This is a genomic window from Verrucosispora sp. WMMA2044, from assembly GCF_027497155.1.
Taxonomy (GTDB): domain Bacteria; phylum Actinomycetota; class Actinomycetes; order Mycobacteriales; family Micromonosporaceae; genus Micromonospora; species Micromonospora palythoicola.
Genome location: NZ_CP114913.1, coordinates 446,261 through 473,232, shown reverse-complemented (window position 1 = coordinate 473,232; position 26,972 = coordinate 446,261). Strand labels below are relative to the sequence as shown.

Genomic DNA, 26,972 nt, shown 5'->3' with positions numbered 1-26,972 from the left:
ACCAGCCGATGGGCCGGACCGCCGCCACGGTCCGGCCCATCGGCGTGCCTGCGGCAGGAAGACCGGCGGGGGCGCTCGTGCTGTTCAGTCCGCGGCGGCGCGCCGGGCGCGGGCCCGACGGCGGCCCTCGTGCATGGCCTGCACCCGTGGCACCGGAATGGCCCGCCCTTCCTCGATCAGGTCGGCGGGGAGCCGCTGCGGCGGCGGCATCAGCCCGGTCCACGGATCCCGCTGCGTCACCAGCGCCGGGACCGTCCGGATGGTGAAGTCCGCCGGGGTCACGGACGCCAGGTCATCCCAGGCCACCGGGAAGGAGACCGGCACGCCGGGACGCAGTCGGGGGCTGTACACCGACACGACGGTGGCGCCGCCGGTGCGGGTGGGGTCGACGAAGACCTTGCCGCCCCGGTCCTCGCGGATGAAGGCGGTGGTCGCCAGCGCCGGATCCAGTCGTTCCGCCCGAACCGCGAGGGCCCGGGTGGCCGCGGCCAGCTCCTCGGCGTCGGGGCCGGGCTCGACCGGGACGAAGACGTGCACCCCCTTGGCGCCGCTGGTCTTCACCGCGCCGGCCAGCCCGGCGTCGGCGAGGGCCTGCCGGACCAGCAGCGCGGCCGCCACCCCGGCCGCGAACCCACCACCCTCCGGCGGATCGAGGTCCAGCACCAGGTGGGTGGGACGGCTCAGGTCCCCGACCGTGGCCAAGGTGGGGTGGTACTCGACGGCCCGCTGGTTGGCGAACCAGAGCAGGGTACGGCGGTCGTCGCAGAGCGCGTACGCGATCTCCCGGCGGGACGCCTCGGCCCAGATCGACACCCGAGATACCCAGTCCGGGGTGTACCGCGGCAGGTTCTTCTGCATGAACTGCGGCTGTCCCGGGCGCACCCGGACCACCGACAGCGGACGGCCGCGCAACTGCGGGACGATCCGGTCGGCCACCGCGTCGAGGTAGTCGACCAGGTCGCGCTTGCTCGCGCCCGACCCGTCGAACAACGGCTGGTCGAGATTGGTAAGCGCGACCCCGTCCCGGGTCTCGTCAGCCCCCACCCGATCACCATCCCGGCCGGACGCCTTGCGGTCAACCGGAACCCGCAGGTGATCCGTTGACGCCGTCAGCTCGACAGGCTCCATGGGAGGAGGGTTCCCGACCGCCCACCGCGAGGCTCACCGGCGGCGACGGCGGCGAGCAGCCGGGCGGTGTGGGCGCGGGTCGCCGCGTACAGGCCGGAGCCGTAGCTGATCCGGGCCACGCCCAGGGCGGCCACTGCCGTCCGCCCCGGTCCGTCGGGGCGGGCCAGCACGTTCACCGGTGCCGCCACGGCCTGCACGAAGCTCCGCAGTTGCGTCGGGTCGGCCAGCAGGATCGGGTAGACGCAGTCTGCCCCGGCCGCCAGGTAGCGACGCGCCCGGCGGATCGCCTCGGCGAGCCGGTCGGCCGGTTCCTCACCGGGCCGTAGGAAGACGTCCGTCCGGGCGTTGACCACCACCGCCACCCCGGCGTCCTCCGCCGCGGCCCGCACCCCGGCCAGCAGGTCGGCCTGTTCCTCCGCATCGATCAAGACGCCGGTACGCGGATCCGAATCCTCCAGATTGAGCCCGACCGCCCCGGCGTCGAGCAACCGGGCGACCAGTTCGTCCGGGCGCAGACCGTAGCCCCGCTCCACGTCGGCGGTGACCGGGACGGCGACCGCGCGGGCGATCCGGGTCACGGCGGCGAACATCTCGCCCGGCGGGATTCGCTCGCCGTCGGCGTACCCGTGCGAATCGGCGACGGCGGCGCTGCCGGTGGCCACTGCCGGAAAACCGGCGTCGACCACCGCCCGGGCCGAGCCGGCGTCCCAGACGTTCGGCAGCACCAGCGGGTCGCCGGGGCGGTGCAGGGCACGAAGCGCGACCGCCCGGGCCGCCGTCGAGTCGCTCATGACCCGATTCTCGGCCCGACTCGGCGCCCGTCCGGAGAGCCAATTCGGCATCGCCGGTTGTGGGAAACGCCACTGATCTGACCGATCGGTCAGCTCTGACCGATCGGTCAGGCATGCTGAGAGTCATGGCCCGCACCACCCCGCAGACGCACGGCGAGATCCTCGCGGCGGCGGCGAGACGCTTCGCCGCCACCGGCTACCGGGGCACGTCGTTGCAGGACATCGCCACCGAGGTGGGCTGTTCCAAGGCGGCGGTGCTGTACCACTTCGCCAACAAGGAGGCCATCCTCACCGAGCTGATGGCACCCGCGATCGAGGTGCTGCGGTCACTCGACGACCGGATCGCCGACCAGCCCGGGCCGGCCGCCGCGCAGCGGGTCGCCGCCGAGGGCTTCGTCGACCTCGCGGTCCGGTTCCGCGGTGAGATCGCTCTGCTCCGGGGCGAGTTCCCGGAACTGCTGCAACAGCCCGGCTTCGCCCACATCCAGCAGATCTCCGAACGGTTGATCGACGCGCTCGCCGGGCGGCCCGAGCGGGCCGCCGCCCGGATCACCGCGCTGGTGCTGCTGGCTGGCATCGCCGAGACCTGCGGCCAGTTCGCCGACGTGCCCGACCAGGAACTGGGCGACGCGCTGCTGGCCCTGCTGCGCCGGGCGCTCGAACCGCCCGCCCACTGACCCGTCCCACCATCCACGACCGAGGGAAAGGACCTCATGGCGACCCTGCTCTACCGGCTTGGCCGGGGATCGATGCGTCGGCGGCGACTCGTCGCCGCGATCTGGCTCGTCGTACTCGTCGGGCTCGGCCTGGCAGCAGCGACCCTGCGCGGCCCGACGGCCAGCAACTTCACCATGCCCGGCACGGAGTCACAGCGTGCGCTCGACCTGCTGAACGAGCAGTTCCCGGCGGCAGCCGGCGCCACTGGCACCATCGCGGTCAAGGCACCCGCTCCAGGGCAGCTCGGCACGCCCGACGGCCGGGCGGCGATCCAGTCGATCGTCCAGGAGGCCACGGCCGTCCCCGGTGTGCTCGCCGCCGTCGACCCGTTCCAGGTCGGCTCGGTCTCTCCCGACGGCCAGTACGCGCTGATCCAGGTGCAGTTCAACGACGGTGCCGACCAGATCACCGAGGAACAGCGGGAGGCGTACGAGCAGCTCGGCGCCCAGGCCGAGGCCCAGGGCTGGCAGGTGGCGCCCGGCGGTGAGGTGCTCAACACCGAGCCCGAGGTCGGCTCCACCGAGGCGATCGGCGTCGCGGTGGCCCTCGTCGTCCTGGTGGTCACCTTCGGCTCGCTGGTGGCCGCGGGCATGACCATGCTCAACGCGCTCATCGGCGTCGGCGTCGGCATGGCCGGCCTCTTCGCGCTGAGCGGCGTCATCGAGCTGACCAGCACCGCACCCATCCTCGCGTTGATGCTCGGCCTGGCCGTCGGCATCGACTACTCGCTCTTCATCACCTCGCGGTATCGGCAGAACCTGCTCGACGGCATGCCGGCGGACGAGGCGATCGGCCGGGCGGTCGGCACCGCCGGCTCGGCGGTGACCTTCGCCGGAGCCACGGTGGTCATCGCCCTGGCCGGTCTCGCCGTGGTGAACATCCCGTTCCTGACCGTGATGGGTCTGGCCGCCGCCGGCACCGTCACCGTCGCGGTGCTGGTGGCGATCACCCTGCAACCGGCGCTGCTCGGCTTCGCCGGCCGCCGGGTGCTGCCCCGCCGGTTGCGCTCGTCGGTGCCGGTGGCGCTGACCGCCGATGACCTGCCGGACGACGCCGCCCGCCGCAGCGACGTGACCACCCACCGCGCGGCACCGGAGACCGCCACCAACGGCAGCGAGGACACCTCGGCGTTCGGCTTCCGGTGGGCCCGGCTGATCACCCGGTTCCGGATTCCGGTGATCCTGGTCGGTCTGCTCGGCCTGGGACTGCTCGCGTTGCCGGCGCCGGACATGCGTCTGGCGCTGCCCGACGCCGGTACCGCGCCGGTCGGCTCGGCAGCGCGGGTCTCCAACGACCTGATCACGGAGGGCTTCGGACCGGGCTTCACCGGCCGGCTCGCGGTGGTTGTCGCCGGCGACGACGCCGGTGCCACCGCCGCCGCCATCCCGCAGGTCACCGCCCTGGTCCAGCGCACCGACAACGTGCTCGCCGTGGCCCCGCCGCAGCTCAGCCCGGACGGCCGGACCGCGCTGCTCGGGGTGATCCCGCAGACCGGTCCGACCGACCCGGCCACCGAGACGATGGTGCACGACATCCGCACCGCCGTCGGTGACATCCAGGGCGCCGACGTGCTGCTCACCGGGGTTACCGCGATCGGCATCGACATCTCCGAGAAGCTCTCCGACGCGCTGCCGATCTACCTGGCGCTGGTGGTCGGCCTGTCGATCCTGCTGCTGATGCTGGTGTTCCGCTCGGTGCTGGTGCCGGTCAAGGCGGCGCTGGGCTTCCTGCTCACCGTCGCCGCCACCTTCGGCATCACGGTCGCGGTCTTCCAGCAGGGGCACCTCGCCGACCTGGTCGGCCTGGACACTCCCGGTCCCCTGATCAGCTTCCTGCCGATCCTGCTGATCGGCATCCTGTTCGGCCTGGCCATGGACTACGAGGTGTTCCTGGTCTCCCGGATGCGGGAGGACTTCGTCCACGGCGACACCGCCCAGCAGGCCACCATCAACGGGATGGGGCACGGCGCGCGCGTGGTCACCGCCGCCGCCCTGATCATGACCTCGGTCTTCGGCGGCTTCATCTTCCTCGACGACCCGGTGATCAAGTCGATGGGCTTCGCGCTCGCCATCGGCGTGGCCATCGACGCCTTCGTGGTCCGGATGACCATCGTGCCGGCGGTGATGTCGCTGCTCGGCAAGGTGGCCTGGTGGCTGCCCCGCTGGCTGGACCGGGCGCTGCCGAACGTCGACATCGAGGGCGAGAAGCTGCGCGCCCGGCTCGACGACAAGGTCGGTGCCGGCGCCTGACCCGCACGTCGACCCGGCCCTCCACCGCACGTCGGGTGGCGGGCCGGGTCGACGCCGGCTCAGACGCCGGCCGGGTAGGTCTCCATCTCGCCCGGGGCGGCCAGGGCGGGCAACGGATGCAGGGCGGTTGTCTCGTCGCACCAGATGAAGGCGTCGTAGCGCTCCCCCAGCCGGGTCGGCACGTAGTTGCCCCACGATTCGAACGACGGGTCGTACACCACCCCGATCGCCCGGTGGTCGAGCGTGTCGGTGACCCAACCCGGCTGGTCCGGCCCGCCGAAGACGAGCACCGCCCGCTCCGGCATCAGTTCGTGCAGCCGATGTTCGAGCGAACCGGGCCGGGCCGGTGGCACCACCATCGCCTCCGCCGGCGAACCCCAGCGCGGCGCGGCGATCACCGTGCCCCGCCAACTGCCGAAGCCGATCAGCGCCACCTGGTCCGGGCCGTGGCGTTCCCGGGCCAACTGGCCGATGTTCACCATCCCGTCGGCGGCCATGTCGGTCGCCCGCGCGTCACCGACGTGCGTGTTGTGCGCCCACACCACACCCCGGGCGCCCGGCCCGTAGCGGTCGAGCAGGCGATCCAGGGTGTCGGTCATGTGGATGTCCCGGACGTTCCACGAGCCCGGCCCACCGGCGACCATCTCCCGGTAGTAGCGCTCCGCGCCGGCCACCACCTCCGCGTTCTGCCAGGCCGAGAAGGCGTCCGGCCCGTCGGCGGCGGCGTGTTCCCGGGTACGCGCCAGCAGCCGGATCACCTCCTGCTCGCACCGGGCGGAGACGAACCGGCTCGCCGCGCCGTACTCCTCGACCCGCTTGCCGTACGGCTCGAAGCACCGGTAGGCGTCCTGGGCGATCTCCAGCGACGCCGGCTCCTCCTCACCGAGGTAGTCGAAGATCGCCTGCATCGACTCCCAGAGGCTGTAGACGTCGAGCCCGTGGAAGCCGACCCGGGCGGTCTCGGCCCGGTCCATGTTCCAGGCCCGCAGCCAACGACAGAAGCGGGCCACCTCGGCGTTGGCCCACATCCACGTCGGCCACCGTTCGAACCCCTCCAGGGCGGTCTGCGGCTCGGCCGCCGCTCCCGGGGCACCGGTCACCGAACGGTGCACCCGGTCGCAGTCCGGCCAGTCGCCCTCCACCGCCACGAAGGAGAAACCGCACTCGGCGACCAGACGGCGGGTCAACTGCTCCCGGATGCGGTAGTAGTCGTAACTGCCGTGCGTCGCCTCCCCGATCATCACCACCCGCGCGTCCCGGACACGCTCCAGCAACGGATCGAGGTCGCTCGGCGCGCCGAGCCGCTGTACCAGCATGCCTGCGGCTACCCGGCACCCCGACGGGCAAACGCGGTGGTCCGCCGGGGGTGTGCCGGGGCAGCTACGCGGGTAGTTCGCACAGCATGACCGACAGCGGTGCCGCCCTGCACGAGTACCTCGCCGGGCTGGAGTATCCCGTCTCCCGTGAGGATCTGATCCGCTGGTGTCAGGAGAACGGCGCGAGCACCGAGCAGTTGCAGGCCGTACGCGCGCTGCCGGTGGACCAGTTCAGCTCGCCCACCGAGCTGACCGAGGCGCTGGGCACCCTCCCCTGAGCCGGCTAGCGGGCGTGCAGCAGGCGGTACAGCACCAGCCACTGCTCCGGCCAGACATGCCCCACCGGGAGGTCCGGGTCGAGCCGGCTGGCGCGCAACGCCGCAGCCAGCCGCCCCTTCGAGTGCTCGCGGGCCAGCGACGCCGCGAGCGAGCCGCCGACCCCGCCGAACCCCAGCTCGACCATCCGGCGGTACGCCGGTAGGGCCCGGGTTGGCAGCAACGGCGTTGCCCGCCGCTCGATGCGCAGGATGCCCGCGTCGACCCGGGGCACCGGGCGGAACGCGGTACGCGGCACCCGCCCGGCGAGCCGCCAGTCGAACTCCGGCCAGCTGAGCACCGTCAGTCGGGTCCACCGGCCGTACTCACCGGTGCGCCGCCGGGCGTACTCCAGCTGGGTGAGCAGGGTGGCGGCGAGCAGTCGCGGCGCGGCCAGGCACCAGCGCACCACCGCCGCGGTCAGCGACCACGGGATGTTGCCGACCACGCAGAACTCCTCCCCCGGTGCCACGGTGGCGAGGAAGTCGGCCTGGCGGTGTGTCACGTTCGGCAGGGTCGCGCAGACCCGGGCCAGTTCCGTCGCGGCGACGGGATCCACCTCGTACGCCGTCAGCCGGCCGCAGCGCGCGGCCAGCGGGCGGGTCAGTTGCCCCCGGCCGGCGCCGACCTCCAGCACCAGTCCGTGCGGATCGGGGCGGGCGGCGTCGACGAACCGCGCGACGGCGGCCGGGTCGGCGAGGAAATTCTGCGAGAGCACGCGACGGGACCGGTCGCGTCCGGTCGTGCGGGTACGGCGGGGCGCCATGGCGTCGTCCTTGTCTGTCGCCGGGTGGCGACGAGAGCGGACAGGCGACCGTCGACGGGGCCTGTCCGAGCGATCGGGACTCGGACGGCCCTGGTGAGATGGCGCGGAAGCGGCACCGCGCGATGCGGTGCGGGTGACGCGGGCGGATGCGCGGAAGGCGTCAGTCGCGGGTCGCGCCGGCCAGGGCCGGACGCCGGACGCGCGGGCGGGCCACCAGCAGCGGCCCGTAGGCGGCCGGCGAGGCAACCGCGTTGATCAGGGCGTGCACGCACATGCCGGCGACCCTACCGACTCCTCCGGCCGGTGGCGACCGCTTTACCGCCCGCGCTCAGGCCGGCACGTCGACCATGGTGCCCTGCGCGCGGGCGGCCTCGGCGGCGGCGAGGACCGCCACCACCTCGCGGCCGAAGCGCACGTCGCAGCGGTGGTCCCGGGTACCGGCGTCGACCTCGGCCAGCAACTGGTCGATGGCCACCCCGAAAGCCGTCGCCGGGCTGGCACCACCGTTCGGCAGTCGCTCGATGCCGCTCTCGCCGTAGAAGACGAACTCGGCGGCGACCGAACGAGGTGGTGCGTCAAGCGTCAGCGAGACCGTGCTGGTGGCCCCGTCGGCGTGGCTGAGCAGCAGGTGCACCAGGCCGCCGGGACCATCGGTGGCGGCGACCCGGGCCACCCGACCGAGCACCGGCAGCAGCACGGCCAGCGCGTGCGGGCCGACGTCCCACAACGCGCCGTGCTCCCGCCGCCACGGCGACTGCCCGTACGGGCTGCCGGGCTGGAAGATCGAGGCGAACCGGATCACCGTTGCGGTGTGCCAACCGCCGGCCGCGGCGGTCGCGGCGATGAAGCCGGCGACGTCCGGCTGGTACCGGCCGGTGAAGAAGACCACCGACGCGACACCCGAGTCGGTGGCCGCCTCGACCACGCGGTCGGCGTCAGCCACGGTGAGCGCGAGCGGCTTGTCCAGCAGCAGGTGCCGACCGGCGGTGGCGGCCCGGACGGCGATGTCCGCCTGGACGTCCGGCGGCAGTGCGACGGCCACCGCCTCGCACGCCTCGATCAGCGTGTCGACGTCGTCGAAGGCCGGTACCCCGTACCGGGTGGCCAGCGCGGCGGCCTTGTCCGGGTTGCGCCCCCACACGCCGACCAGTTCCGCTCTCGGGTGCGCCTCGAGCGCCGCCGCGTGCGTCTCCGCCGCCCAGTGCCCGGTGCCGAACAACCCGAACCGCATCCCGTACCTCCGCCGTCCTCGCCTGGCCACGGCTGATCCGCGACAGTGATCACGCTAGTCCCCGCCGACCGGCCGCGCCCGCCGTCCCGCCGGGACATGTCGGCGTCGCTCTTACTACGGGGGTTAGTAGAGTGGGCCGGTGATCGGAACGAGCACCGGACGGACCGGGTGACCACCGCCGCGACCACCACCGGGTCGCCGGCCGACGGGGCCCTGGCCGTCGCCGCCATCGTGCTGTCGCTGCTGGTCGCGGCCTGGGCGCTGGTGGCCGCGCTGCGCCACCGGCCGCCGGACCGGATGCAGTTGATCGGGCTGGGCGTACTGGAGCTGCTGCTGCTCGGCCTGGTGCTGGTGACCGCCGTGGCGCTGGCCGACGGTGAGCGTCCGGGCGAACCGGGATCGTTCTTCGGCTACCTGGTCACGCTGGTCTGCCTGCCGCCGCTGGCGGCGGTGCTGGCCCGGATGGAACCGACCCGGTGGGGCTCGGCGATCGTGTGCGCGGTGTGTCTGGTGACGCCGGTGGTCGTGGTCCGGCTTCAGCAGACCTGGCAGGTGCTCGGTGGCTGAGCTGAGCACCGCCCGGCCCCGGACCAACGCCGGTCCGGGACGGTTGCTGATCGCGGTCTACCTGCTCTTCGCCATCGCCGCCAGCAGCCGCGCCGCCCTCCAGATCGCCACCAGGTTCGACGAGGCGCCGTTGGCGTACCTGCTCTCCGCGCTCGCCGCGATCGTCTACGTCGTGGCGGCGGTCGGGCTGGCGCGGGCCGGTCACGCGGGCCGCCGGATCGCCCTGGCCTGCTGCGCGCTGGAACTGGTCGGCGTGGTCGGTGTCGGTGCCGTCAGTCTGGCTCGACCAGACCTGTTTCCCGACGAGACGGTCTGGTCCGGCTTCGGCAGCGGCTACGGATACATACCGCTGGTGCTGCCGGTCCTCGGCTTGGCCTGGCTCCGGCACACCCGACGGAGGGCGGCAGGGGCCCCTTCCTGACACCGGTGTGCCGGCAGGGGCCCCACTGAACGAGGCCGGTCAGTCCCGGGGGCCGCCGGCGACGTAGACGACCTGGCCGGACACGAACGACGCCCCCTCGCTGGCCAGGAACGAGATGGTGTGCGCCACATCGTCGGGCCGGCCCACCCGGCGGACCGGGATCTCCGACTCGGCGTGCTTCTGCATCGCCTCGAAGTCCACCTTCATCCGGGCGGCGGTGGCCGCGGTCATGTCGGTGACGATGAAGCCGGGCGCGACCGCGTTGACGGTCACCCCGAACGGGCCCAGCTCGATGGCGAGGGTCTTGGTGAAGCCCTGCATCCCGGCCTTGGCCGCCGAGTAGTTGGCCTGCCCCCGGTTGCCCAACGCGGAGGTGCTGGACAGGTTGACGATGCGGCCCCAACGGGCCTCGACCATGTGCTTCTGCGCGGCCTGACTGAACAGGAACGCCCCCCGCAGGTGTACGCCCAGGACGGTGTCCCAGTCGGCGTCGGTCATCTTGAACAGCAGGTTGTCGCGGAGCACCCCGGCGTTGTTGACGAGTACGGTCGGCGCGCCCAGGTCGGCGGCCACCCGTTGCACGGCGGCCTCCACCTGGGCCCGGTCCGCCACGTCCGCACCGACGCCGAGCGCCCGGCCGCCGGCCGCCGCGATCGCGTCCACGGTCTCCTTCGTCGCCGACTCCTCGATGTCGACCACCGCGACGGCCAGCCCGTCCGCGGCCAACCGCCTGGCGGTGGCCGCGCCGATTCCCCGTGCCGCTCCGGTCACGATGGCGACCCGCTGCCCTTCCGACATGCCTACCTCCCGGTAACTTGGCTCGACGGCAGGAGCCTAACCCACGCCGGGACGGCCTGACCCCCGTCGATCCCGACCTCCGGACCGGGCCCGCCGGCCCGGAGGTCACCGACCGAGGGTCGGCCCGGCCTTCGGCTCAGTGCGACCAGGATCGACAGAGCCGGATCCAGCGGTAGCCGTGACCGGACAGTTGCAGCTTGTCCAGCTTGCCGACGTCGTCGTAGTTGCGGTCGGCGAGCACGTCGATGGGCAGGTCCGCCTCCGGCTGAAGCTTGCTGAGGTCCACCTCGGCGTCGGTGGTGCCGAGGTTGTGCAGGAAGACCATCGTCCCCGTCGGCCCGTCGGCGCGGTGCGCCAGCACTCCCGGAGGCATCGGCACGTCGATGTGGGTGGTGGAGCCGCAGCCGATCTCCGGGGCTTCCCGCAGCGTACGGATCATCCGCTCGAACCAGGCCAGCAGCGAGGTCCGGTCCCGGCGCTGGAGGGTGACGTTCACCTTCTCGTACCCGAACTCACCCTTGTCGATGACCGGGCGGACGAGCTTCTCCGGCTCCGCGGTGGAGAAGCCGGCGTTGGGCTGGTTGGACCACTGCATCGGGGTACGGATGGCCTGCCGGCCGTCCAGCGACAGGTCCTCGCCCATGCCGATTTCCTCGCCGTAGCGCAGCACCGGCGTGCCGCGCAGCGAGAACTGCAGGGAGTACGCCAACTCGACGCGCCGACGGTCGTTGCCCAGCATCGGTGCCAACCGGCGGCGGATGCCCCGGTCGTAGATGCGCATGTGCTCCTCGGGACCGAACTGCTCGTACACCTCGTTGCGCTGTTCGGCGGTGAGCCGGGACAGGTCGATCTCGTCGTGGTTGCGCAGGAACGTCGCCCACTGCCCGCCCTGGGGCAGTGCCGGGGTGTCCCGCAACGCCTCGATCACCGGTTCCGGGTCCTGCCGGGCCAGGGCCAGCATCAGCCGCCCGTTGAGCATGAAGTCGAACAGCATGTGCACCCGGTTCGCCGAGCCGCCACTGTCGCCGAAGAAGGCGGGCAGGTTGTCGGGCTCGACGTTCGCCTCGGCCAGCAGGACCGCGTCCCCGCGCCGCCACTGCACGTGCTGGCGCAGCTCGGTGAGGAACTCGAAGTCCAGTTCCGGGCTCGGGTCGCCGGGCTCGGTGCGCTCGATGATGAACGGCACCGCGTCCATCCGGAAGCCGGCGACGCCGAGCTGGATCCAGAACGACATGATCTTCTTGATCTCGGCGCGTACCGCCGGGTTCATGGTGTTCAGGTCCGGCTGGAACTTGTAGAAGCGGTGGTAGTACCAGGCCTTCGCGGTCCGGTCGTAGGTCCAGGTCTCATGCTGTTCGCCGGGGAAGACCATGCCCTGGTGCCGGTCGGCCGGCTCCTGCTCCGACCAGACGTACCAGTCGCGGTACGGCGAGTCCGGCGAGGAGCGCGCGGACTGGAACCACGGATGCTGGTCGGAGGTGTGGTTCACCACCAGGTCGATGATCACCCGGATGCCCCGGTTGTTGGCCTGGTGCAGCAGTTCGGCGAAGTCGCCGAGCGTGCCGAACCGTGGGTCGACGTTGTAGAAGTCGGTCACGTCGTAGCCGTCGTCGTCGTTGGGCGACGGATGGATGGGGTGCAGCCAGAGGCAGGTCACCCCGAGCCGGGCGAGGTAGTCCAGCCGGCCGATCAGACCCCGGATGTCACCGACCCCGTCACCGTCGGAGTCCGCGTACGTGTCAATGTCGAGGCAGTAGACGACCGCCTCCGAGTACCACCTGTCAGACATGCCCCCGTACCTTCTCCCGGCCGGGACGTCGGCAAACCCCGACTCGGTACGGTGCCGGCATGCGCAGCATCGATTGGTCCGGCGGCGACTGGCACGGCCGGCCGGTCCGGGTGGCCGAGGAACCGGACGGCACGCTGGCCGTCGAGCCGGCTCACGGCAGCGACCTGTGGCGGCACACCAGCTACGGATTCGTGCATGACGACGCCCCCGCACTGCTCGCGTCGTTTCCCGTCGGTACGGCCGTGGAGGTCGACTTCCGGCTGGCCTGGACCGGGCAGTTCGACCAGGCCGGCGTGCTGGTCCGGGTGGACGACCGGAACTGGGTGAAGGCGGGCGTGGAGGTCAGCGACGGCCAGCCCCAGGTGGGCGCGGTGGTGACCCGGGACGTCTCCGACTGGTCGGTGGCACCGGTCCCGGACTGGGCGGGCCGGGAGGTGAGCGTACGGGTCAGCCGCGCGGGCGACGCGCTCACCGTACGGGCCCGGGTCGCCGGTGAGTCGTGGCGACTGGTTCGGCTCGCTCCGCTGGCTCCCGACGCGGTGGCGGCGGCTGGGCCGTACTGCTGCTCGCCCAGCCGGGGCGGGCTCGTGGTGCGGTTCACCGGATGGCGCGTCGGCCCGGCCGACGAGGCGCTGCATCCGCCGGAGTGATCTGTTCGACGGGTGTGTCTCGCGGTTGCGGCGGGGTAAGAGTTCCGTTCACGCCGAACCCGCGAAAGGCATCATCATGGCGCTCGCCCAGGACGTCGACCCCACCCAGGTCGGCGGGCTGACCGGCTGGATCGCCGGGGTGATCGAGGCGAGCGGCGCGGTGGGGGTCGCCCTGCTGGTCGCCCTGGAGAGCATCATCCCGCCCATCCCGAGCGAGATCGTCCTGGCAATGGCCGGATACCTGGCCGGCGAGGGAAAGTTCAACGCGCTCGTGGTGACCGTGGCGGCGACCGCGGGCTCGGTGCTCGGCGCGTTGTTCCTCTACTGGGTCGGCGCGGTCGTCGGCGAGGACCGCCTCAAACGGTGGCTCGACAGGTTGCCCCTTGTCGATCTGGACGACCTGGAGAAGGCGGACCGGTGGTTCGAGCGGTACGGCCGCTGGGCGGTGTTCTTCGGCCGGATGGCGCCGGTGGTCCGCAGCCTGGTGTCGGTGCCGGCCGGGGCGAACCGGATGCCGCTCGTCGAGTTCGTCACGCTCACCACGCTGGGCAGCGGCATCTGGAACGGGATCTTCATCGGGCTCGGCTACGCCCTCGGCTCCCGCTGGCAGCAGATCGACCGCTACAGCTCCTGGTTCGACTACGGCATCCTCGCCCTGTTCGCCATCATGCTCGCTACCTGGGTGATCAAAAAACTCCGCCGCCGCCACCACTCCTCCCCCACCCAAACCCCCTCCCGCTGACCGCCCCTGCACCCCTACACCCCCTGCGCCAAGCCCAAGATCCGGGCAACTTCGGGGATGCTGCTGCCCCAGCCGAGCCCGAGACAGCCGCATCGGGGAAGTTGCCCGGATCTTGAGCGTGTCAGGGGAGGGTGCGGAGGTGGGGGGAGACGGTGCGGGCGAAGGTGTTGTTGTTGGTGACGTCCCAGTTGATGGACCAGGTCATGGCGCCGCGCAGGCCGGGGTAGGTGCGCGGCGGACGGAAGCTGCCGCAGTTGGTGCCCCGGGTGAGGCAGTCCAGCGCGGCGTTGACCACGCTGGGCGCGACGATGCCGCCGCCGGCCGCGCCGGGACCGGCCGGCAGGCCGAGCCCGACCTGATCGGGCCGCAGCCCCGCCTCCAACTGGATGCAGGCCAGCGCGACGATGAAGTTGACCGTCCCCTGGGCGTACGCGGCGTTGTTGTCGCAGCCGAGCATCGCCCCGGAGTTGTAGAACTGGGTGTTCACCACGGTCAGGATGTCCTTGATGTCCAACGCCAGCTTGAAGTAGCTACCCGCCGGGTTCTGCATGTCGATGGTCTGCGGCGCCATCGCGATGATCAGCCCGCTGCCCACCTTCGCCCGCAGTGACCGCAGGGCCTGCGCCATGTACGTCGGGTTCAACCCGTTCTCCAGGTCGATGTCGACACCGTCGAAGCCGTAGCGCTGGATCAGGGCGTGGACGCTGTCGGCGAAGGCCACCGCGGACGCCGAACTGTTGACCACGACCCGGCCGGTCTCGCCACCCACCGAGATGATCACTTTCTTGCCACGGCTCTGGAGGGTCCGCACGTCGGCGGAGAAGTCGGCGTCGGTGTACCCGCCGAGGGCGGCGGACAGGCCGGGGTCGATGGCGAAGCCGACCGCGCCGGGCGTCCCGGTCGCGTCGGCGAAGGCGACCGCCACCAGGTCGTACTCGGTGGGCACGTCCCGCAGCCGCAGCTCGACGGCCGGGTTGTCGAAGTTGTGCCAGTAGCCGGTGAGGATGTGTTTCGGCAGCCCGGTGACCGGCGGCGGACTGGTCGGCGGCGGGGTCGTCGGCGGAGGCGGGGTCGGCGGCGGGGTCGTCGGCGGCGGCGTGGTGGGTGGCGGCGTGGTCGGCGTCGTGCCGCCGGTGCAGGCCGCGCCGTTGAGCCGGCAGTTCGCCGGTACGCCGGAACCGCTGCCGAGGAAGCCGAAGGAGACCGAGGCGCCGGGCGCGATGGTGCCGTTCCAGGAGCGGTTGGTGAACGTGTACCGCTGGCCGCTGGAGGTCAGCAGCGCGTCCCAGTAGGTGCCGACCGTGGTGCCGGCGGGCAGGTCGAAGGCGAGACTCCAGCCGTTGACCGTGGTGCCGCCGCCGTTGGTGATCGTGTACTTCCCCTCCCAGCCCGAGCCCCAGTCGGACGTCTTGACGAAGCTCGCGCTGACTCCGGCGGCGTACGCGGCGGGTGCCAGCCACACCGCGCCGAGCGCGGCGGCCAGCGCGCCGACCACCGACAGCACCAGGGTTCTGGACCGTTTCATGTGCCCTCCAGCCCGGACGAAAATCCATGAACATCAACCTGGCGCCTATTATTAAGAGTGTTAACTGTTTCTGTCCAGGGCTGGCCTGGAGGAATCGGCACGGCCCCCGGTTCCGCCGGAGGCGACGCCAGGGGCCGTGCCGCACGCCTCAGCGGCGGAAGTGGAACCAGTTGACGTTGACGAAGTCGTTGGGCTGACCGCTGGTGAAGGTGAGGTAGACGGTGCGCCGTCCGGTCACCCCGGAGACGTTGCCGGGCACCGAACGCCAGCTCTGCCAGCCGCCGGTGTTGGCGATGGCGAAGCTGCCGATGGGTGCGCTGGTCGGGCTGTCCACCCGTACCTCCACCAGGCCGCTGACGCCGGACGCCGCGCCGGAGGCGACCCGGGCCACGAAGTCGCGCGGCCCGCCGGAGCCGAACTCCACGTTGTCGAAGCGGACCCAGTCACCGTTGCGCAGCGCCCCGATGTTCTGCCCGCCCTCGGAACACGCCTCGACGATCACGCCGTTCTGGGCGTTGAAGGACTCGGCCTGGATGGTCGCGTACGCGTCCCGGGTGCCGCCCGGCGGCGGGGTGGTCGGCGGCGGCGTCGTGGGCGGCGGGTTGCTGCCACCACCCCGGCTGTACACGGCGACGTAGTCCACGAGCATCGGCCGGCCGGGCACGGTGGCCGAGGTCGGCGTGGCGCTGCCGGCGACCCCGTTCGGGAAGGCCCCGCCCATCGCCACGTTCAGCAGCAGGAAGTAACCGGCGTGGCTGGTCATCTGCGACCAGTACGGCTCACCGATCCGGCTCTGGCTGACCGTGTGGTAGAGCTGCCCGTCGACGTACCAGCGCAGTTGCTGCGGGCTGACCGAGGCGTCCCACTCGAAGCGGTAGGTGTGGAACGCCGACTGGCAGGTGCTGCCCGGGCAGGCCCGGGAGGCGCCGATGCCGTTGAACTCGTCGCACGGGCCGCCCGGTGCGACGCCGCAGTGCAGTACGCCCCAGACCGAGTTGAGGCCGTTGACGTTCTCCATCACGTCGAACTCGCCGATGCCCGGCCAGTTCTGGTAGTTGCCCCGGTAGGGCGAACCGAGCGCCCAGAACGCCGGCCAGTACCCAGACGCGGCGGCACCGGTGACGTTCGGCATCTGGATGCGGCCCTCGATGGCCAGGATCCCGCCGGCCGGGGCCTTGAAGTTGCTGCGGACGGTCTCGATGCGGGCCGAGGTCCAGCGGCCGGAACTGTCGCGCAACGGGGTGATCCGCAGGTTGCCGGCACCGTCCTGGCTGACGTTCGCGGTGCTGTTCGTGTACGTCTGGATCTCGCCGGTGCCCCAGTTGGGCGGGCCACCCGGGTAGCTGGTGCCGGTGTCGATGATCCAGTTGCCGGAGGACGGGAGGGTGCCGGCGGCGCCGGTGAAGTCGTCGCTCCACACCAGGCTCCAGCCCGACGGGGGTGGTGGCACGGCGGCGTCCGCGGTCGTGCTTAGCCCGGCCAGGACGGTGGTGACGGCGGTGAGCAGGACCAACGCCAGCGGCAGCCGGCGTCGCACAGGCGGGGCGGCGGATGCCGCCGGGGCAGATGTCATGGACGTGCCTCTCTGCGGGGACGGGTGAGAGAGCGCTCTCTCAGGAGTTGTACGTCGCCCTCGCGCAGTTGTCAATGTCGATCGATGTGGCCGGTCCGGCCAGCGGACACACCGCGCCACACCGGCCGGAGTTTCCCGGTGCCACCACAGGGGGTAATTGCCGGCCGACCCGGTGCGGACGGACCGCCCGGCAGAAGTGGACGGTGGTACTGATGGTCACACAGGCGGCACCGGCACCGGGCTCACCGGTCGAGGCAACCGATCTGCTCACCGTGGGTGTCGAGGAGGAGTTCCTGCTCGTCGACCCGGACACCGGGGTCGCGGTGCCCGCTGTCGAGGCGGTGATGGAGCAGGTCCCGGCCGAGCTGCGGGGACAGGTCGAGCGGGAGTTCCAGACCAGTCAGATCGAGATCGGCAGCCCGCCGGGATTGGAACTCTCCTCGATCCGGCACTCCCTCGGCCTGCTCCGCGCCTCGCTGGCCGACGCCGCCGAGCGGGCCGGCACCCGGCTGCTGGCGATCGGCACCGGGCCGGTCGACGGTCCGGTGCCCGCCGTGGTCGACAAGCCCCGCTTCGACCGGATGCTCGCCCGGTTCCGGCTGCTGGTCCCCGGGCCGGGCAACAACGGCATGCACGTCCACGTCGGAATTCCGGACCCCGACGCGGGCGTACAGGTGCTCAACCACGTGCGGCCGTGGCTGCCGATCCTGCACGCGGTCACCGCCAACTCGCCGTTCTCCCGAGGGGCGGACACCGGCTACGCCAGCTGGCGGTCGATCGAGTGGGAACGCTGGCCCTCGGTCGCGCCGACGCCCTACCTGGTCAACCACGACCACTACCAACGGCTGATCCGGCAGCTGATCGCCAGCGGCGTGATGCTCGACGAGGGGATGCTCTACTGGTACGCCCGGCTGTCCGCCAAGTACCCGACGGTGGAGCTGCGCATCGGTGACGTCTGCCCGACCGTCGACGACGCGGTCCTGGTCGCCGCGCTGGTCCGTGGGCTGGTGGCGACCGCGCTCGACGACATCGCGGCCGGACGGCCACCGCTGCCGACCGACCATCACCTGCTGGTCGGCGCGCACTGGCGGGCCGCCCACGACGGACTGGAGGGTGAGGCGGTCGACCTGTCCAGCGGTGAGCTTCGGCCGGCCTGGGACCTGCTGCACCAGCTCGTCGGACGCCTCGGGCCGGCGCTGGAACGCCACGGCGACCTCGCCGAGGTGACCAGCCTGCTGGAAGGGCTGCGCCGGCACGGCAGCGGCGCCCAACGGCAGCGTTCGGTGTACGCCCGGACCGGACGGTTGGAGGATGTGGTGACGGACGTGGCACGCCAGACCCGGGGCGAGGACCCGGCCTGAGGGAAGGAGGTGACGGTGTGACGGAACGGCTGATCGTCATCGGTGGTGATGCCGCCGGCATGTCGGCCGCCGCCCAGGCGCGCCGCCGCCGGGGCCCGGACGACCTGGAGATCGTCGTGTTCGAACGGGGGCACTTCACCTCGTACTCGGCCTGCGGAATCCCGTACTGGATCAGCGGCCTGGTGACCGACCGGGAGCAGCTGGTGGCCCGGTCGCCGAAGACGCACCGCGAGGACTACGCCATCGACGTGCGGATCCGGCACGAGGTGGTCGGGATCGACCTGGACCGCCGCGAGGTGGTCGCCCGCGACCTGGACGGCGGCGGCGACGTCCGCGAACCGTTCGACAACCTGATGTACGCCGCCGGGGCGGTGCCGAAGAAGCCTGCCTGGGCGCGCACCGACGCCGCCGGGGTGTTCGGGGTGCAGACCCTCGACGACGGTTCGGCGTTGCGCGGTTGGCTGGAGGCCGAGCCGCGACCCCGGCGGGCAGTGGTGGTCGGCGGCGGCTACATCGGCGTCGAGATGGCTGAGGCGCTGGTCCGCCGTGGGCTGTCGGTCACCCTGGTCGAGCGCGACGAGCAGCCGATGTCCACCGTCGACCCCGACATGGCCCGGCTGGTCACCGAGGCGATGCGCGGGCTGGGCGTGGACATCCGCACCGGCGTACGGGTCACCGGCCTGACGGAGCGCGACGGCCGGGTGAGCGAGGTGGTCACCGACGACGGGCCGATCCCGACCGATCTGGTGGTGCTCGGTCTCGGCGTACGCCCCAACACGGAGCTGGCCACCGCCGCCGGCCTGCCGCTGGGACCGACCGGCGGGATCCGGGTGGACCGCCAGATGCGGGTGTCCGAGGTGCCCGGGGTGTGGGCTGCCGGAGACTGCGTGGAGACCCTGCACAAGGTCAGCGGCATGCCGGTGCACGTTCCGCTGGGCACCCACGCCAACAAGCAGGGCCGGGTCGCCGGGATCAACATCGGCGGCGGGTACGCCACCTTCGCGGGGGTGATCGGCACCGCCGTGACCAAGGTGTGCGACCTGGAGGTGGGGCGCACCGGGCTGCGGGAACGCGAGGCGCGGATGGCCGGGTTCGAGTTCGTCTCGGTGATCGCGGAGTCGACGAACCGCGCCGGCTACTACCCCGGCGCCCGGCTGATGACGGTGAAGCTGATCGCCGAGCGCCCGAGCGGGCGGCTGCTCGGCGCCCAGATCGTCGGCTGGTCCGAGGCGGCGAAGCGGATCGACACCCTGGCCGTGGCGCTGTGGAACAAGATGACGGTGGACGACATGACCGCCCTCGACCTCGGCTACGCCCCGCCGTACGCCCCGGTCTGGGATCCGGTGCTGGTCGCCGCCCGCAAGGCCGTGGACGCGCTCGCCCGCTGACGGCTCCGGGGCGGGATTCTGTCGGTGCCGGGGGTTAGCGTGTGCGCGCCGCCCGGTCAGGGCCGACGCGAACCCTCGGAGGAAACCTTATGTCGCAGGAGACGACCTACCTCGAACTGTCCGAAGTGGACGGTGCGGCGCACAAGTTCTACGAGGTGGCGGTCGACGACACCACGATGACGGTGCGCTATGGGCGGATCGGCGACCAGGGCCAGGTGAAGACCACCGGCTATCCCGACAACGCCCGGGCGCGGGCCGCCGCGGCGAAGAAGATCGGCGAGAAGATCCGCAAGGGGTACGCCCCGGCCGTGCCCGGCGTACGCCAGAAGCGGGCCGTCTCCCGGCGACAGATCGTCAGCACCCGCTCCACCGCCCGCACCGCCCCGGTGCTCTGGCGGTACGACTCCGGCGCACCGGCCTTCGGCATCTTCGTCGACGGACGCACCTGCATGGTGGGCAACGAGCGGGGAGTGATCACCACCCTCGACCACGATGCCCGGGTGGTGGACCAGGTCCGCCTGCCCGACGGGGTCAAGTGCATCGTCGCCGACGACGCCTGGATCTACGCCGGCTGCGACGACGGCAACGTCTACGACCTCTCCGGCAAGATCCCCCGGGTGGCGTACGCGATCGTGCCCGACATCGACATCTACTGGCTCGACATCCACGACGGCGTGCTTGGTGTCTCCGACGCCGACGGCGGGATCGCCGCCATCGACCACGAGGACGAGTTCCTCTGGCGGCGGGCCGGGCGCGGCCGGTCGGCCTGGATGGTGCGCTGCGACGCCGACGCCGTCTACCACGGCGACTCGACGGGAGTGAGCGGCTACGACTGGCGCACCGGTCGCGAGCTGTGGCACACCCGCACCGGCTCGGTGCTCTTCGGCTGGCAGGAACGCGACGCCGTGTTCGCCGGCACCGCCACCCGCGAGGTGGTCCGGATCGGCAAGGACGGCGGGTCGGCGCTGCGCACCTACCGGGCCGACGCCCCGGTCTTCTCCTGCGCCACCGCCGCCGACGGCCGCTACGTCTTCGCCGGGGACAGCCAGTCCTCGATCTACTGTTTCGCCGCCGACGGCACCCGGCTGTGGAAGCTCGGCACCGGCTGCGGGTCGGCCTACTCCATGCAGTACCACGACCAGCGCCTCTACGTGGTGACCACCAGCGGCCACCTGGCCTGCATCGACGCCAGCGAGCCCGCCATCCGGGCGGCGGAGGCGGGCAGCGTGCCCGACGTGGTCGACGTCAAGGCGCCGGCCCGACTGCCGGAACCGGCGGCGGTGACCCAGGTCGAGGTGGTCGCCGACACCGGCGGCGGCGTGGTGGTGGAGTGTGTCGAGCAGGGTGGCCGGCTGCGGATGCACGTGCTCTCCGGCGGCTACCACCGGGACTGGTCGGTGCAGTTCCCCAAGGGCATCCGCGAGCCGGGCGCGCGTTACCTGGTCACCGAGGTCCGCGAGTCCGGCCGGGGCGGCTTCTACCGGGCGTACGGCGACATCCGCCGGCTCCGCTGATCTCCGTTGTGATGGCCGACCGGGCTCGGCCATCATGATTCGGTGAGCGGCGTGCTGCGCGTCCCCGACGGGTTGACCTGGCTGCACGGCATGCCGGGCGGGTCGGAGTGGTTGGCCGGGCTGCCCGACCGGCTGGCCACCTGCGCCCGGCGCTGGTCGCTGCGGCTCGGGTCGCCCTTCGGGTACGCCTGCGCCTCCCTGGCGGTGCCGGCCGAGTTGCCGGACGGCACCCGGGCGGTGCTCAAGGTGCAGTTTCCCGACGCGGAGAGCGCGCACGAGGCGACGGCGCTGCGTAGCTGGGACGGTGCCGGGGCCGTCCGGCTGCTCGCCCACGACCCCGGCCTGCGGGCACTGCTGGTGGAGCGCTGCGACCCCGGCACACCGCTGCACGCGGTACCGCTCGACGAGGCGCTCGACGCCGTGGTGGCGCTGCTCCCCCGCCTCTGGGTACCGGCCGGTCAGCCGTTCCTGTCGTTGGCGGAGGCCGCCGCCGGTTGGGCGTCCCGGCTGCCGGCCAAATGGGAGCGGGCCGGACGGCCGTTCGAGCGGCGGCTGGTCGAGGTCGCGCTCGACCAGCTCAACGGGTTGGCCGGCAGCCAGGGCGAGCAGGTCCTGGTCAACCAGGACCTGCACGCCGCCAACGTGCTGCGCGCCGAACGCGAGCCGTGGCTGGTGATCGACCCGAAGCCGTTGGTCGGCGAGCGGGAGTTCTCGGTCGTGGCGATGGTGCGCGGCACCGAGCTGGGTCACTCCCGGGCGGCCGTCCGTCGCCGGCTGGACCGGCTCAGCGCCGAGCTGGGGCTGGACCGGGACCGGGTCGTGGGCTGGACGATCGGTCAGACGATGGCCTGGAGCATCGACGGCGACCGGGTCTTCACCGACCACGCCGAGGTGGTCCGCTGGCTCCTCGACTGAGGTGGCATTTCGGTCAGATCTTGGTCGAGCACGGCCCCCTGGAGGGCCGTTCCGGACCAAGATTCACGCCGGTGGGGTCAGGACTGGCAGGTGGGGCACCAGTAGAGGTTGCGGGCGGTGATGGTGCCTCGGCTGATCGGGGTGCGGCAGACGTGGCAGGGCTGGCCGGGGCGGCGGTAGACGTAGACCTCTCCCCCGTGCCGGTCGACTCGCGCCGGACGACCCATCGCCTCGGGCAGGTGGGCGGCGCGGACGGTGTCGATCCGGCCGGTGCCGACCGCGAGCGTCATCAGTTCCACCAGATCGGCCCAGAGCACCTCCCACCCGGCCCGGGTCAGTTCCCGGCCGGGCAGCCTCGGCGACAGACCGGCGCGGAACAGCGCCTCGGTGACGAAGATCAGACCGGTGCCGGCCACCACCGCCTGGTCCAGCAGCAGCGCCGCCAGCGGCGTCACGCTGCGCGAGATCCGGGCGTACGCCCGCTCCGGGTCGGCGTCGACGCGCAGCGGATCCGGTCCGAGTCGCGCCCGGAGCGCGGCCACCTCGGGCGGGCTGAGCAGTTCGCAGGCGGTCGGTCCGCGCAGGTCGAGCCAGTGCCGGTCACTGGTCAGCCGTAGCCGGATCTGTCCCACCGGCTCCGGCGGCTCACCGTCACCGTCGGTGACCTTGCCGTAGAGGCCGAGGTGCACGTGCAGCGTCAACTCACCGGCGTAGTGGTGCAGCAGGTGCTTGCCGTACGCCTCGGTGTCGTCCAGCACCGTCCCGGAGACCATGGCGGCACCGTCGGCGAAGCGGCCCTGCGGGCTGGCGGCATGCACCTTGTCCCCGGCGAACAGCTCGGCGTGCCGGGCCGCCAGGCGATGAATCGTGTGTCCCTCTGGCACGGCGCCAAGCGTAGCCAGCGGTTGGCGCAGCAGTCTCCGGCCGGCCGGCGTCACCCTGCTCCGCCCCGCACCCCGGCGGGTCGCCCCCCCGCCCCGACGCAACCCTCGACTCCCCCGCCGCTCGGCCGGCCCGGCAGCTGACAGTTACTCGACGGTAGGGATTGTCCTCGGGATTCTGGTTCAATTGCCGGTCGGGCCGCCGGCACGGCGGGCAGCACGTCGACTCGATGGGGCGGTGAGTCGTGACGGATCGGATGCGCCGCGCGGTGGTGGTCGGCAACAGCGACGGGATCGGACTGGCGTTCACCCGCCGGCTGCTCGCCGACGGCTGGCTGGTCACCGGGCTGTCCCGGCGGGACAACCCGATCATCGTCCCGACGTACGCCCACCACACCGTCGACGTCACCGCGCCCGACTATCCCGAGGTGCTGAGCAAGGCGATCGACGAACTCGGCGGGGTGGACCTGTGCGTCTACGCCGCCGGCGTCGGCGAACCCGTCGACCTGGCCGACCTGGACCCGCAGACACGCACCTTCGAGGTCAACCTGATGGGCGCGGTACGCACCGCCGCCGTGGTGGTGCCGAAGATGCTCGCCGCCGGCGACGGGCACCTGATCGGGATCTCCAGCCTGGCCGACCGGCTGGTCTCCGGCGAGGCACCCGGCTACGCCGGTTCGAAGGCGGGGCTGTCGTCGTACCTGATGGGTCTTGCGGCGGCCCTGCGCCGGCACGGCGTGCACGTCACCACCGTGCGGTTCGGATTCGTCGACACCAAGATGGCCAAGGGCACGTTCCGACCGCTGATGATCCCGGTCGACCGGGCCGTCGAGGTTCTCGCGCACTGTGTCCGCAACCGCCCCGTCCGAGTCTCCCGCCCCCGCCGCCTCGCCCTGCTCACCGCAGCCCTGGCCCCCCTCACCCGCCCCCACTGACCCACCCACAAACCCTGTCGGCGGGGTGGGGGGTGGGGCAGGGGGTGTCGGTGGGGCGAGGGGTGGGTAACTCCGAGATGTTGTGGCGTGGCTGGCGAATACGGGGCTGATGCCGCCGTCCACGCATCGATCAGGAGGTGAAGATCATGAAGTTTCCTTCGCTGTTGCGCCGGGACGAATCGGCGGCACCGACGGACGACGACCGGGGCCGGAGCGGGACGGTCGCCACCGACACCCGCACCGACGCGCGACCCGACGTCACGGGCGGCACCGACGGCAGCACCGAGCAGCGCCGAACGCCGACCGGCAACACCGTCGTCACCGGGCGGGCTTCCGCCGACCGGAGCGCCGGCCCGGACGCCGACCGGGTGACTCCCCAGCCCGACGCGGAGCGGGCCGCCGAGGCCCGGGCCGCCACCGCCCGCTCCACCGTGCACGGTGGCCGGAGCGGCCGCGCCGCCACCGAGACCACCGACCGCGACGCGACCGTGGACGGCCACCGCACCACGGGCCTCGACCGCACTCTCGACGGCCACCGCACCGCCGAGGGCGACCGGATCGTCGACGAGAACCGGCGCGCCGACCGTGACCGGATCGCCGACACCGTCGAGCGGGACGGCACCGTGGATGACCGGACGCCCGACGGCGAGGCCGATCGAGACGTACCGCCGGCACCCGTCGGCCCGCGACCCCGGGCCAGCATGCTGGCCACGCTCGGCCTGATCGTCGGCGTCGGCAGCGTCCTGTTCGTGCTCACCGGCGCCCTCGCCGGGTACGGCATCGCGCTGGGCGCGATCGGGGCGGTGCTCGCCGTGCTCGGTCTGATGGCCACCCGCCGGCGGCACGTCGCCGGCAAGTCCGACGCGCTGCTGGGCATCGCGTTCGGACTCGGGGCGGTGGTCCTGGGCGTGCTCGCGATGACCGGCCAGTACGACTGGCCGACCACCGATGGGGACACCGTGGTCCGCTTCCGTGAGTGGCTTGATTCACAGTTTGTGGATCGCCTGTAGCGGGCACTTTTCGCCCCGCCGGTGGTTCACCGGTGCCGGTCGGTGCGGAACCGACCGTAGCCCGATCAGATCTGGTGGTTCACCAGCCGGGCGCACACGCTCGTCAGGGGCGGCGATTCGCCGCCCCTGACGTATGCCCGGGGTCGATCCGCCGCTGTTCACGAGCCATACGCAATGAATCTGCACCAGTCGGGTGCCAAACGCAACGATCTGCCGCTGAATGCAAGGGTTCGCGGTGGATCCTGCCGGTCTTGCCCGCATACCGTTGAGCCACGGCGCCAGCCCGTGGGCCGACGGTGGCCGGGCGCGCCCGAGGCTTGGAGCAGGACACATGACGATGGACGCCACCCGCCAACGGTTTCTGATGTGCCGGCCGACGTACTTCGCCGTCGACTACGCGATCAACCCGTGGATGGATCCGACCGCCCCGGTCGACGCCGACCTCGCCGTACGGCAGTGGGAGCGGCTGCGGCAGGTCTACCTGGACCTGGGCCACACCGTCGAGGAGATCGCGCCGGTACCGGGCCTGCCCGACATGGTCTTCGCCGCCAACGGCGGCACCGTGATCGACGGCAAGGCGATGGCGGTGCAGTTCCGCGATCCGCAGCGCGCCGACGAGGCCCCCGCGTACCGCGCCTGGTTCGAGGCCGCAGGCTTCGAGATGTACGACCCGAAGCACGTCAACGAGGGTGAGGGCGACGTCCTGCTGGCCGGCGACCACCTGCTCGCCGGCACCGGTTTCCGCACCGCGCACGCCTCGCACGCCCAGCTCCAGGAGGTCTTCGGGTACCCGGTGATCACCATGCAGCTGGTCGATCCCCGTTTCTACCACCTGGACACCGCACTGACCGTGCTCGACGAACGCACCGTGGCGTACCTGCCCGAGGCGTTCTCGCCCGGCAGTCAGGCCGTGCTCCGCCGGCTCTTCCCGGACGCGGTGCACGCCACCATGGCCGACGCGGAGGTGCTCGGCCTCAACGCGGTCAGTGACGGCCGGCACGTGGTGCTGCCCGAGCAGGCCACCGACCTGGCCGCCAAGCTGCGCGACCGGGGCTACCAGACGATCGGCGTCGACCTGTCCGAGCTGCGTCGGGCCGGCGGCGGCCCGAAGTGCTGCACGTTGCGACTCCGTCAGGGAAAGGCAGACCGATGATCGAGGACATGCTGCGGACCCCCGCCGCGGTGCAGGACTCGGAGCGGCACACCGCACACAACTACCACCCGCTGCCGGTGGTGATCACCTCGGCCGAGGGTGCCTGGGTGACCGACGTGGACGGCAACCGCTACCTGGACTGCCTGGCCGGCTACTCGGCGCTGAACTTCGGTCACCGGCACCCGACGCTGATCGCCGCCGCGCACGCTCAGCTCGACAAGCTCACGCTGACCAGCCGGGCGTTCATCCACGACCAGTTCGCCGACTTCTGCCGGGAACTGGCGGCGCTGTGCGGCAAGGACCTGGTGCTGCCGATGAACACCGGGGCCGAGGCCGTGGAGACCGGCATCAAGGTGGCCCGCAAGTGGGGCTACCAGGTCAAGGGGGTACCGGCCGGCCAGGCGAACATCGTGGTCGCGGAGGGCAACTTCCACGGGCGTACGACCACGATCGTCAGCTTCTCCACCGACTCCGACGCCCGGGCCGACTTCGGGCCGTACACGCCGGGCTTCCGGATCGTGCCCTACGGCGACCTGGCCGCGCTGACCGAGGCGATCGACGAGCACACCGTCGCCGTGCTGCTGGAGCCGATCCAGGGCGAGCAGGGCGTGGTGGTGCCGCCCGAGGGTTACCTGCCCGGCGTACGGCGGCTGTGCACCGAACGCGATGTGCTGTTTATCGCCGACGAGATCCAGTCCGGCCTGGGTCGCACCGGCGCCACGTTCGCCTGCGAGCAGGAGGGCGTCGTGCCGGACATGTACCTGCTGGGCAAGGCGCTCGGCGGGGGCATCGTGCCGGTCTCCGCGGTGGCCGCCGACGCGGACGTGCTCGGCGTACTCAAGCCCGGCCAGCACGGTTCCACCTTCGGCGGCAACCCCCTCGCCTGTGCCGTGGCGACCGAGGTGGTCCGGCTGCTGGCGACCGGCGAGTTCCAGCGCCGCTCCGCCGCACTCGGCGAGCGGCTGCACGCCGGTCTGCGTGGTCTGCTCGGCAAGGGTCTGGTCGCGGTACGCGGCCGAGGTCTGTGGGCCGGCCTGGACATCGACCCGGCGCTGATGAGCGGCCGGGAGGCCTGCGAACGGCTGATGGAGCGTGGGGTGCTGGCCAAGGACACGCACGGCTCGACCATCCGGCTCGCGCCGCCGCTGGTGATCACCGAGGAGGAGATCGACCACGCGGTGGCGCAGCTGACCGCCGTACTGGCCGGCTGAGCTGTCGTACCGCCGGTGGCGCCGGG

The 26,972-nt window shown here is 72.1% G+C and carries 25 protein-coding genes; 15 read left to right on the top strand and 10 right to left on the bottom strand.

Features of this window, described 5'->3' with window-relative positions:
• Positions 1–84: 84 nt before the first annotated feature.
• A complete protein-coding gene (locus O3597_RS02200; protein WP_281603123.1) occupies positions 85–1,044 on the bottom strand; it encodes an ATP-dependent DNA ligase in 960 nt (319 codons plus the stop codon).
• A gap of 65 nt (positions 1,045–1,109) precedes the next feature.
• The gene (locus O3597_RS02195) at positions 1,110–1,919 is read right to left on the bottom strand and encodes an isocitrate lyase/phosphoenolpyruvate mutase family protein (RefSeq protein WP_281603122.1); all 810 of its coding nucleotides are present in this window, start codon (positions 1,917–1,919) and stop codon (positions 1,110–1,112) included.
• A 125-nt stretch (positions 1,920–2,044) separates the two neighbouring features.
• Here O3597_RS02195 and O3597_RS02190 point away from each other — a divergent pair, with 125 nt between their 5' ends.
• Positions 2,045–2,596 carry a TetR/AcrR family transcriptional regulator gene (locus O3597_RS02190; protein ID WP_164447667.1) on the top strand — a complete coding sequence of 184 codons (552 nt, stop codon included), beginning with the start codon at positions 2,045–2,047 and terminating at the stop codon, positions 2,594–2,596.
• 36 nt (positions 2,597–2,632) lie between these two features.
• Positions 2,633–4,885, top strand: coding sequence for an MMPL family transporter (locus O3597_RS02185; protein ID WP_281603121.1), 2,253 nt, complete (start codon positions 2,633–2,635; stop codon positions 4,883–4,885).
• A 59-nt stretch (positions 4,886–4,944) separates the two neighbouring features.
• On the opposite strand, the gene O3597_RS02180 is transcribed toward O3597_RS02185, so the two are convergent.
• Positions 4,945–6,201, bottom strand: a complete 1,257-nt coding sequence (locus O3597_RS02180) for an erythromycin esterase family protein (protein WP_164447669.1) — start codon at positions 6,199–6,201, stop codon at positions 4,945–4,947.
• An 86-nt stretch (positions 6,202–6,287) separates the two neighbouring features.
• Here O3597_RS02180 and O3597_RS02175 point away from each other — a divergent pair, with 86 nt between their 5' ends.
• Positions 6,288–6,479, top strand: a complete 192-nt coding sequence (locus O3597_RS02175) for a DUF2795 domain-containing protein (protein WP_164447670.1) — start codon at positions 6,288–6,290, stop codon at positions 6,477–6,479.
• A 5-nt stretch (positions 6,480–6,484) separates the two neighbouring features.
• On the opposite strand, the gene erm is transcribed toward O3597_RS02175, so the two are convergent.
• Positions 6,485–7,282, bottom strand: a complete 798-nt coding sequence (erm, locus tag O3597_RS02170; protein ID WP_281603120.1) for an ErmE/ErmH/ErmO/ErmR family 23S rRNA (adenine(2058)-N(6))-methyltransferase — start codon at positions 7,280–7,282, stop codon at positions 6,485–6,487.
• 328 nt (positions 7,283–7,610) lie between these two features.
• A complete protein-coding gene (locus O3597_RS02165; RefSeq protein ID WP_164447671.1) occupies positions 7,611–8,513 on the bottom strand; it encodes a Gfo/Idh/MocA family oxidoreductase in 903 nt (300 codons plus the stop codon).
• A 168-nt stretch (positions 8,514–8,681) separates the two neighbouring features.
• Here O3597_RS02165 and O3597_RS02160 point away from each other — a divergent pair, with 168 nt between their 5' ends.
• Together O3597_RS02160 and O3597_RS02155 are read left to right on the top strand one after the other, a co-directional pair.
• On the top strand, positions 8,682–9,080 hold the full coding sequence (locus O3597_RS02160) for a hypothetical protein (protein ID WP_164447672.1): 399 nt from the start codon (positions 8,682–8,684) through the stop codon (positions 9,078–9,080).
• The gene (locus tag O3597_RS02155) at positions 9,073–9,501 is read left to right on the top strand and encodes a hypothetical protein (RefSeq protein WP_164447673.1); all 429 of its coding nucleotides are present in this window, start codon (positions 9,073–9,075) and stop codon (positions 9,499–9,501) included. The genes O3597_RS02160 and O3597_RS02155 overlap by 8 nt, the downstream gene beginning before the upstream one ends.
• A gap of 39 nt (positions 9,502–9,540) precedes the next feature.
• Here O3597_RS02155 and fabG read toward each other — a convergent pair whose 3' ends face one another.
• Positions 9,541–10,299 carry a 3-oxoacyl-ACP reductase FabG gene (gene fabG / locus O3597_RS02150; RefSeq protein ID WP_164447674.1) on the bottom strand — a complete coding sequence of 253 codons (759 nt, stop codon included), beginning with the start codon at positions 10,297–10,299 and terminating at the stop codon, positions 9,541–9,543.
• A 136-nt stretch (positions 10,300–10,435) separates the two neighbouring features.
• Positions 10,436–12,088, bottom strand: a complete 1,653-nt coding sequence (locus tag O3597_RS02145; protein ID WP_281603119.1) for an alpha-amylase family protein — start codon at positions 12,086–12,088, stop codon at positions 10,436–10,438.
• Positions 12,089–12,147: 59 nt separating this feature from the next.
• On the opposite strand from O3597_RS02145, the gene O3597_RS02140 reads away from it, so the two are divergent.
• Both O3597_RS02140 and O3597_RS02135 read left to right on the top strand, forming a co-directional pair.
• The gene (locus tag O3597_RS02140) at positions 12,148–12,738 is read left to right on the top strand and encodes a DUF1349 domain-containing protein (protein ID WP_164447676.1); all 591 of its coding nucleotides are present in this window, start codon (positions 12,148–12,150) and stop codon (positions 12,736–12,738) included.
• 76 nt (positions 12,739–12,814) lie between these two features.
• Positions 12,815–13,480: a DedA family protein gene (locus tag O3597_RS02135; protein ID WP_164447677.1), complete on the top strand. Its 666-nt coding sequence runs from the start codon at positions 12,815–12,817 to the stop codon at positions 13,478–13,480.
• 121 nt (positions 13,481–13,601) lie between these two features.
• On the opposite strand, the gene O3597_RS02130 is transcribed toward O3597_RS02135, so the two are convergent.
• Positions 13,602–15,005, bottom strand: coding sequence for a cellulose binding domain-containing protein (locus O3597_RS02130; RefSeq protein WP_281603118.1), 1,404 nt, complete (start codon positions 15,003–15,005; stop codon positions 13,602–13,604).
• 148 nt (positions 15,006–15,153) lie between these two features.
• Positions 15,154–16,578 (bottom strand): carbohydrate-binding protein, encoded by a 1,425-nt coding sequence (locus O3597_RS02125; protein WP_164447678.1) that lies wholly within the window; start codon positions 16,576–16,578, stop codon positions 15,154–15,156.
• Between the two features lie 212 nt (positions 16,579–16,790).
• Between O3597_RS02125 and O3597_RS02120 the strand changes: the two genes are divergently transcribed.
• The 4 genes from O3597_RS02120 to O3597_RS02105 all read left to right on the top strand — a co-directional run bounded on the left by O3597_RS02120 (position 16,791) and on the right by O3597_RS02105 (position 21,756).
• Positions 16,791–17,939: a glutamate--cysteine ligase gene (locus tag O3597_RS02120; protein ID WP_164447679.1), complete on the top strand. Its 1,149-nt coding sequence runs from the start codon at positions 16,791–16,793 to the stop codon at positions 17,937–17,939.
• 17 nt (positions 17,940–17,956) lie between these two features.
• Complete coding sequence (locus O3597_RS02115; protein ID WP_281603117.1) at positions 17,957–19,327, top strand: FAD-dependent oxidoreductase; 1,371 nt, start codon at positions 17,957–17,959, stop codon at positions 19,325–19,327.
• Between the two features lie 89 nt (positions 19,328–19,416).
• The gene (locus tag O3597_RS02110; RefSeq protein WP_281603116.1) at positions 19,417–20,841 is read left to right on the top strand and encodes a WGR domain-containing protein; all 1,425 of its coding nucleotides are present in this window, start codon (positions 19,417–19,419) and stop codon (positions 20,839–20,841) included.
• Between the two features lie 42 nt (positions 20,842–20,883).
• Entirely contained in the window at positions 20,884–21,756 is an 873-nt protein-coding gene (locus tag O3597_RS02105; protein ID WP_281603115.1) for an aminoglycoside phosphotransferase family protein, read from the top strand.
• A 77-nt stretch (positions 21,757–21,833) separates the two neighbouring features.
• On the opposite strand, the gene O3597_RS02100 is transcribed toward O3597_RS02105, so the two are convergent.
• Positions 21,834–22,640, bottom strand: a complete 807-nt coding sequence (locus O3597_RS02100) for a DNA-formamidopyrimidine glycosylase family protein (RefSeq protein ID WP_164447682.1) — start codon at positions 22,638–22,640, stop codon at positions 21,834–21,836.
• Positions 22,641–22,882: 242 nt separating this feature from the next.
• On the opposite strand from O3597_RS02100, the gene O3597_RS02095 reads away from it, so the two are divergent.
• The 4 genes from O3597_RS02095 to rocD all read left to right on the top strand — a co-directional run bounded on the left by O3597_RS02095 (position 22,883) and on the right by rocD (position 26,946).
• Positions 22,883–23,572 carry an SDR family NAD(P)-dependent oxidoreductase gene (locus O3597_RS02095; protein ID WP_164447683.1) on the top strand — a complete coding sequence of 230 codons (690 nt, stop codon included), beginning with the start codon at positions 22,883–22,885 and terminating at the stop codon, positions 23,570–23,572.
• Between the two features lie 146 nt (positions 23,573–23,718).
• Positions 23,719–24,582, top strand: a complete 864-nt coding sequence (locus O3597_RS02090; protein WP_281603114.1) for a thrombospondin — start codon at positions 23,719–23,721, stop codon at positions 24,580–24,582.
• Between the two features lie 337 nt (positions 24,583–24,919).
• Positions 24,920–25,735 (top strand): dimethylargininase, encoded by an 816-nt coding sequence (gene ddaH / locus O3597_RS02085; protein WP_208020905.1) that lies wholly within the window; start codon positions 24,920–24,922, stop codon positions 25,733–25,735.
• Positions 25,732–26,946: an ornithine--oxo-acid transaminase gene (gene rocD / locus O3597_RS02080; RefSeq protein WP_164447687.1), complete on the top strand. Its 1,215-nt coding sequence runs from the start codon at positions 25,732–25,734 to the stop codon at positions 26,944–26,946. Before ddaH ends, rocD begins: the two co-directional genes overlap by 4 nt.
• Positions 26,947–26,972: the final 26 nt, after the last annotated feature.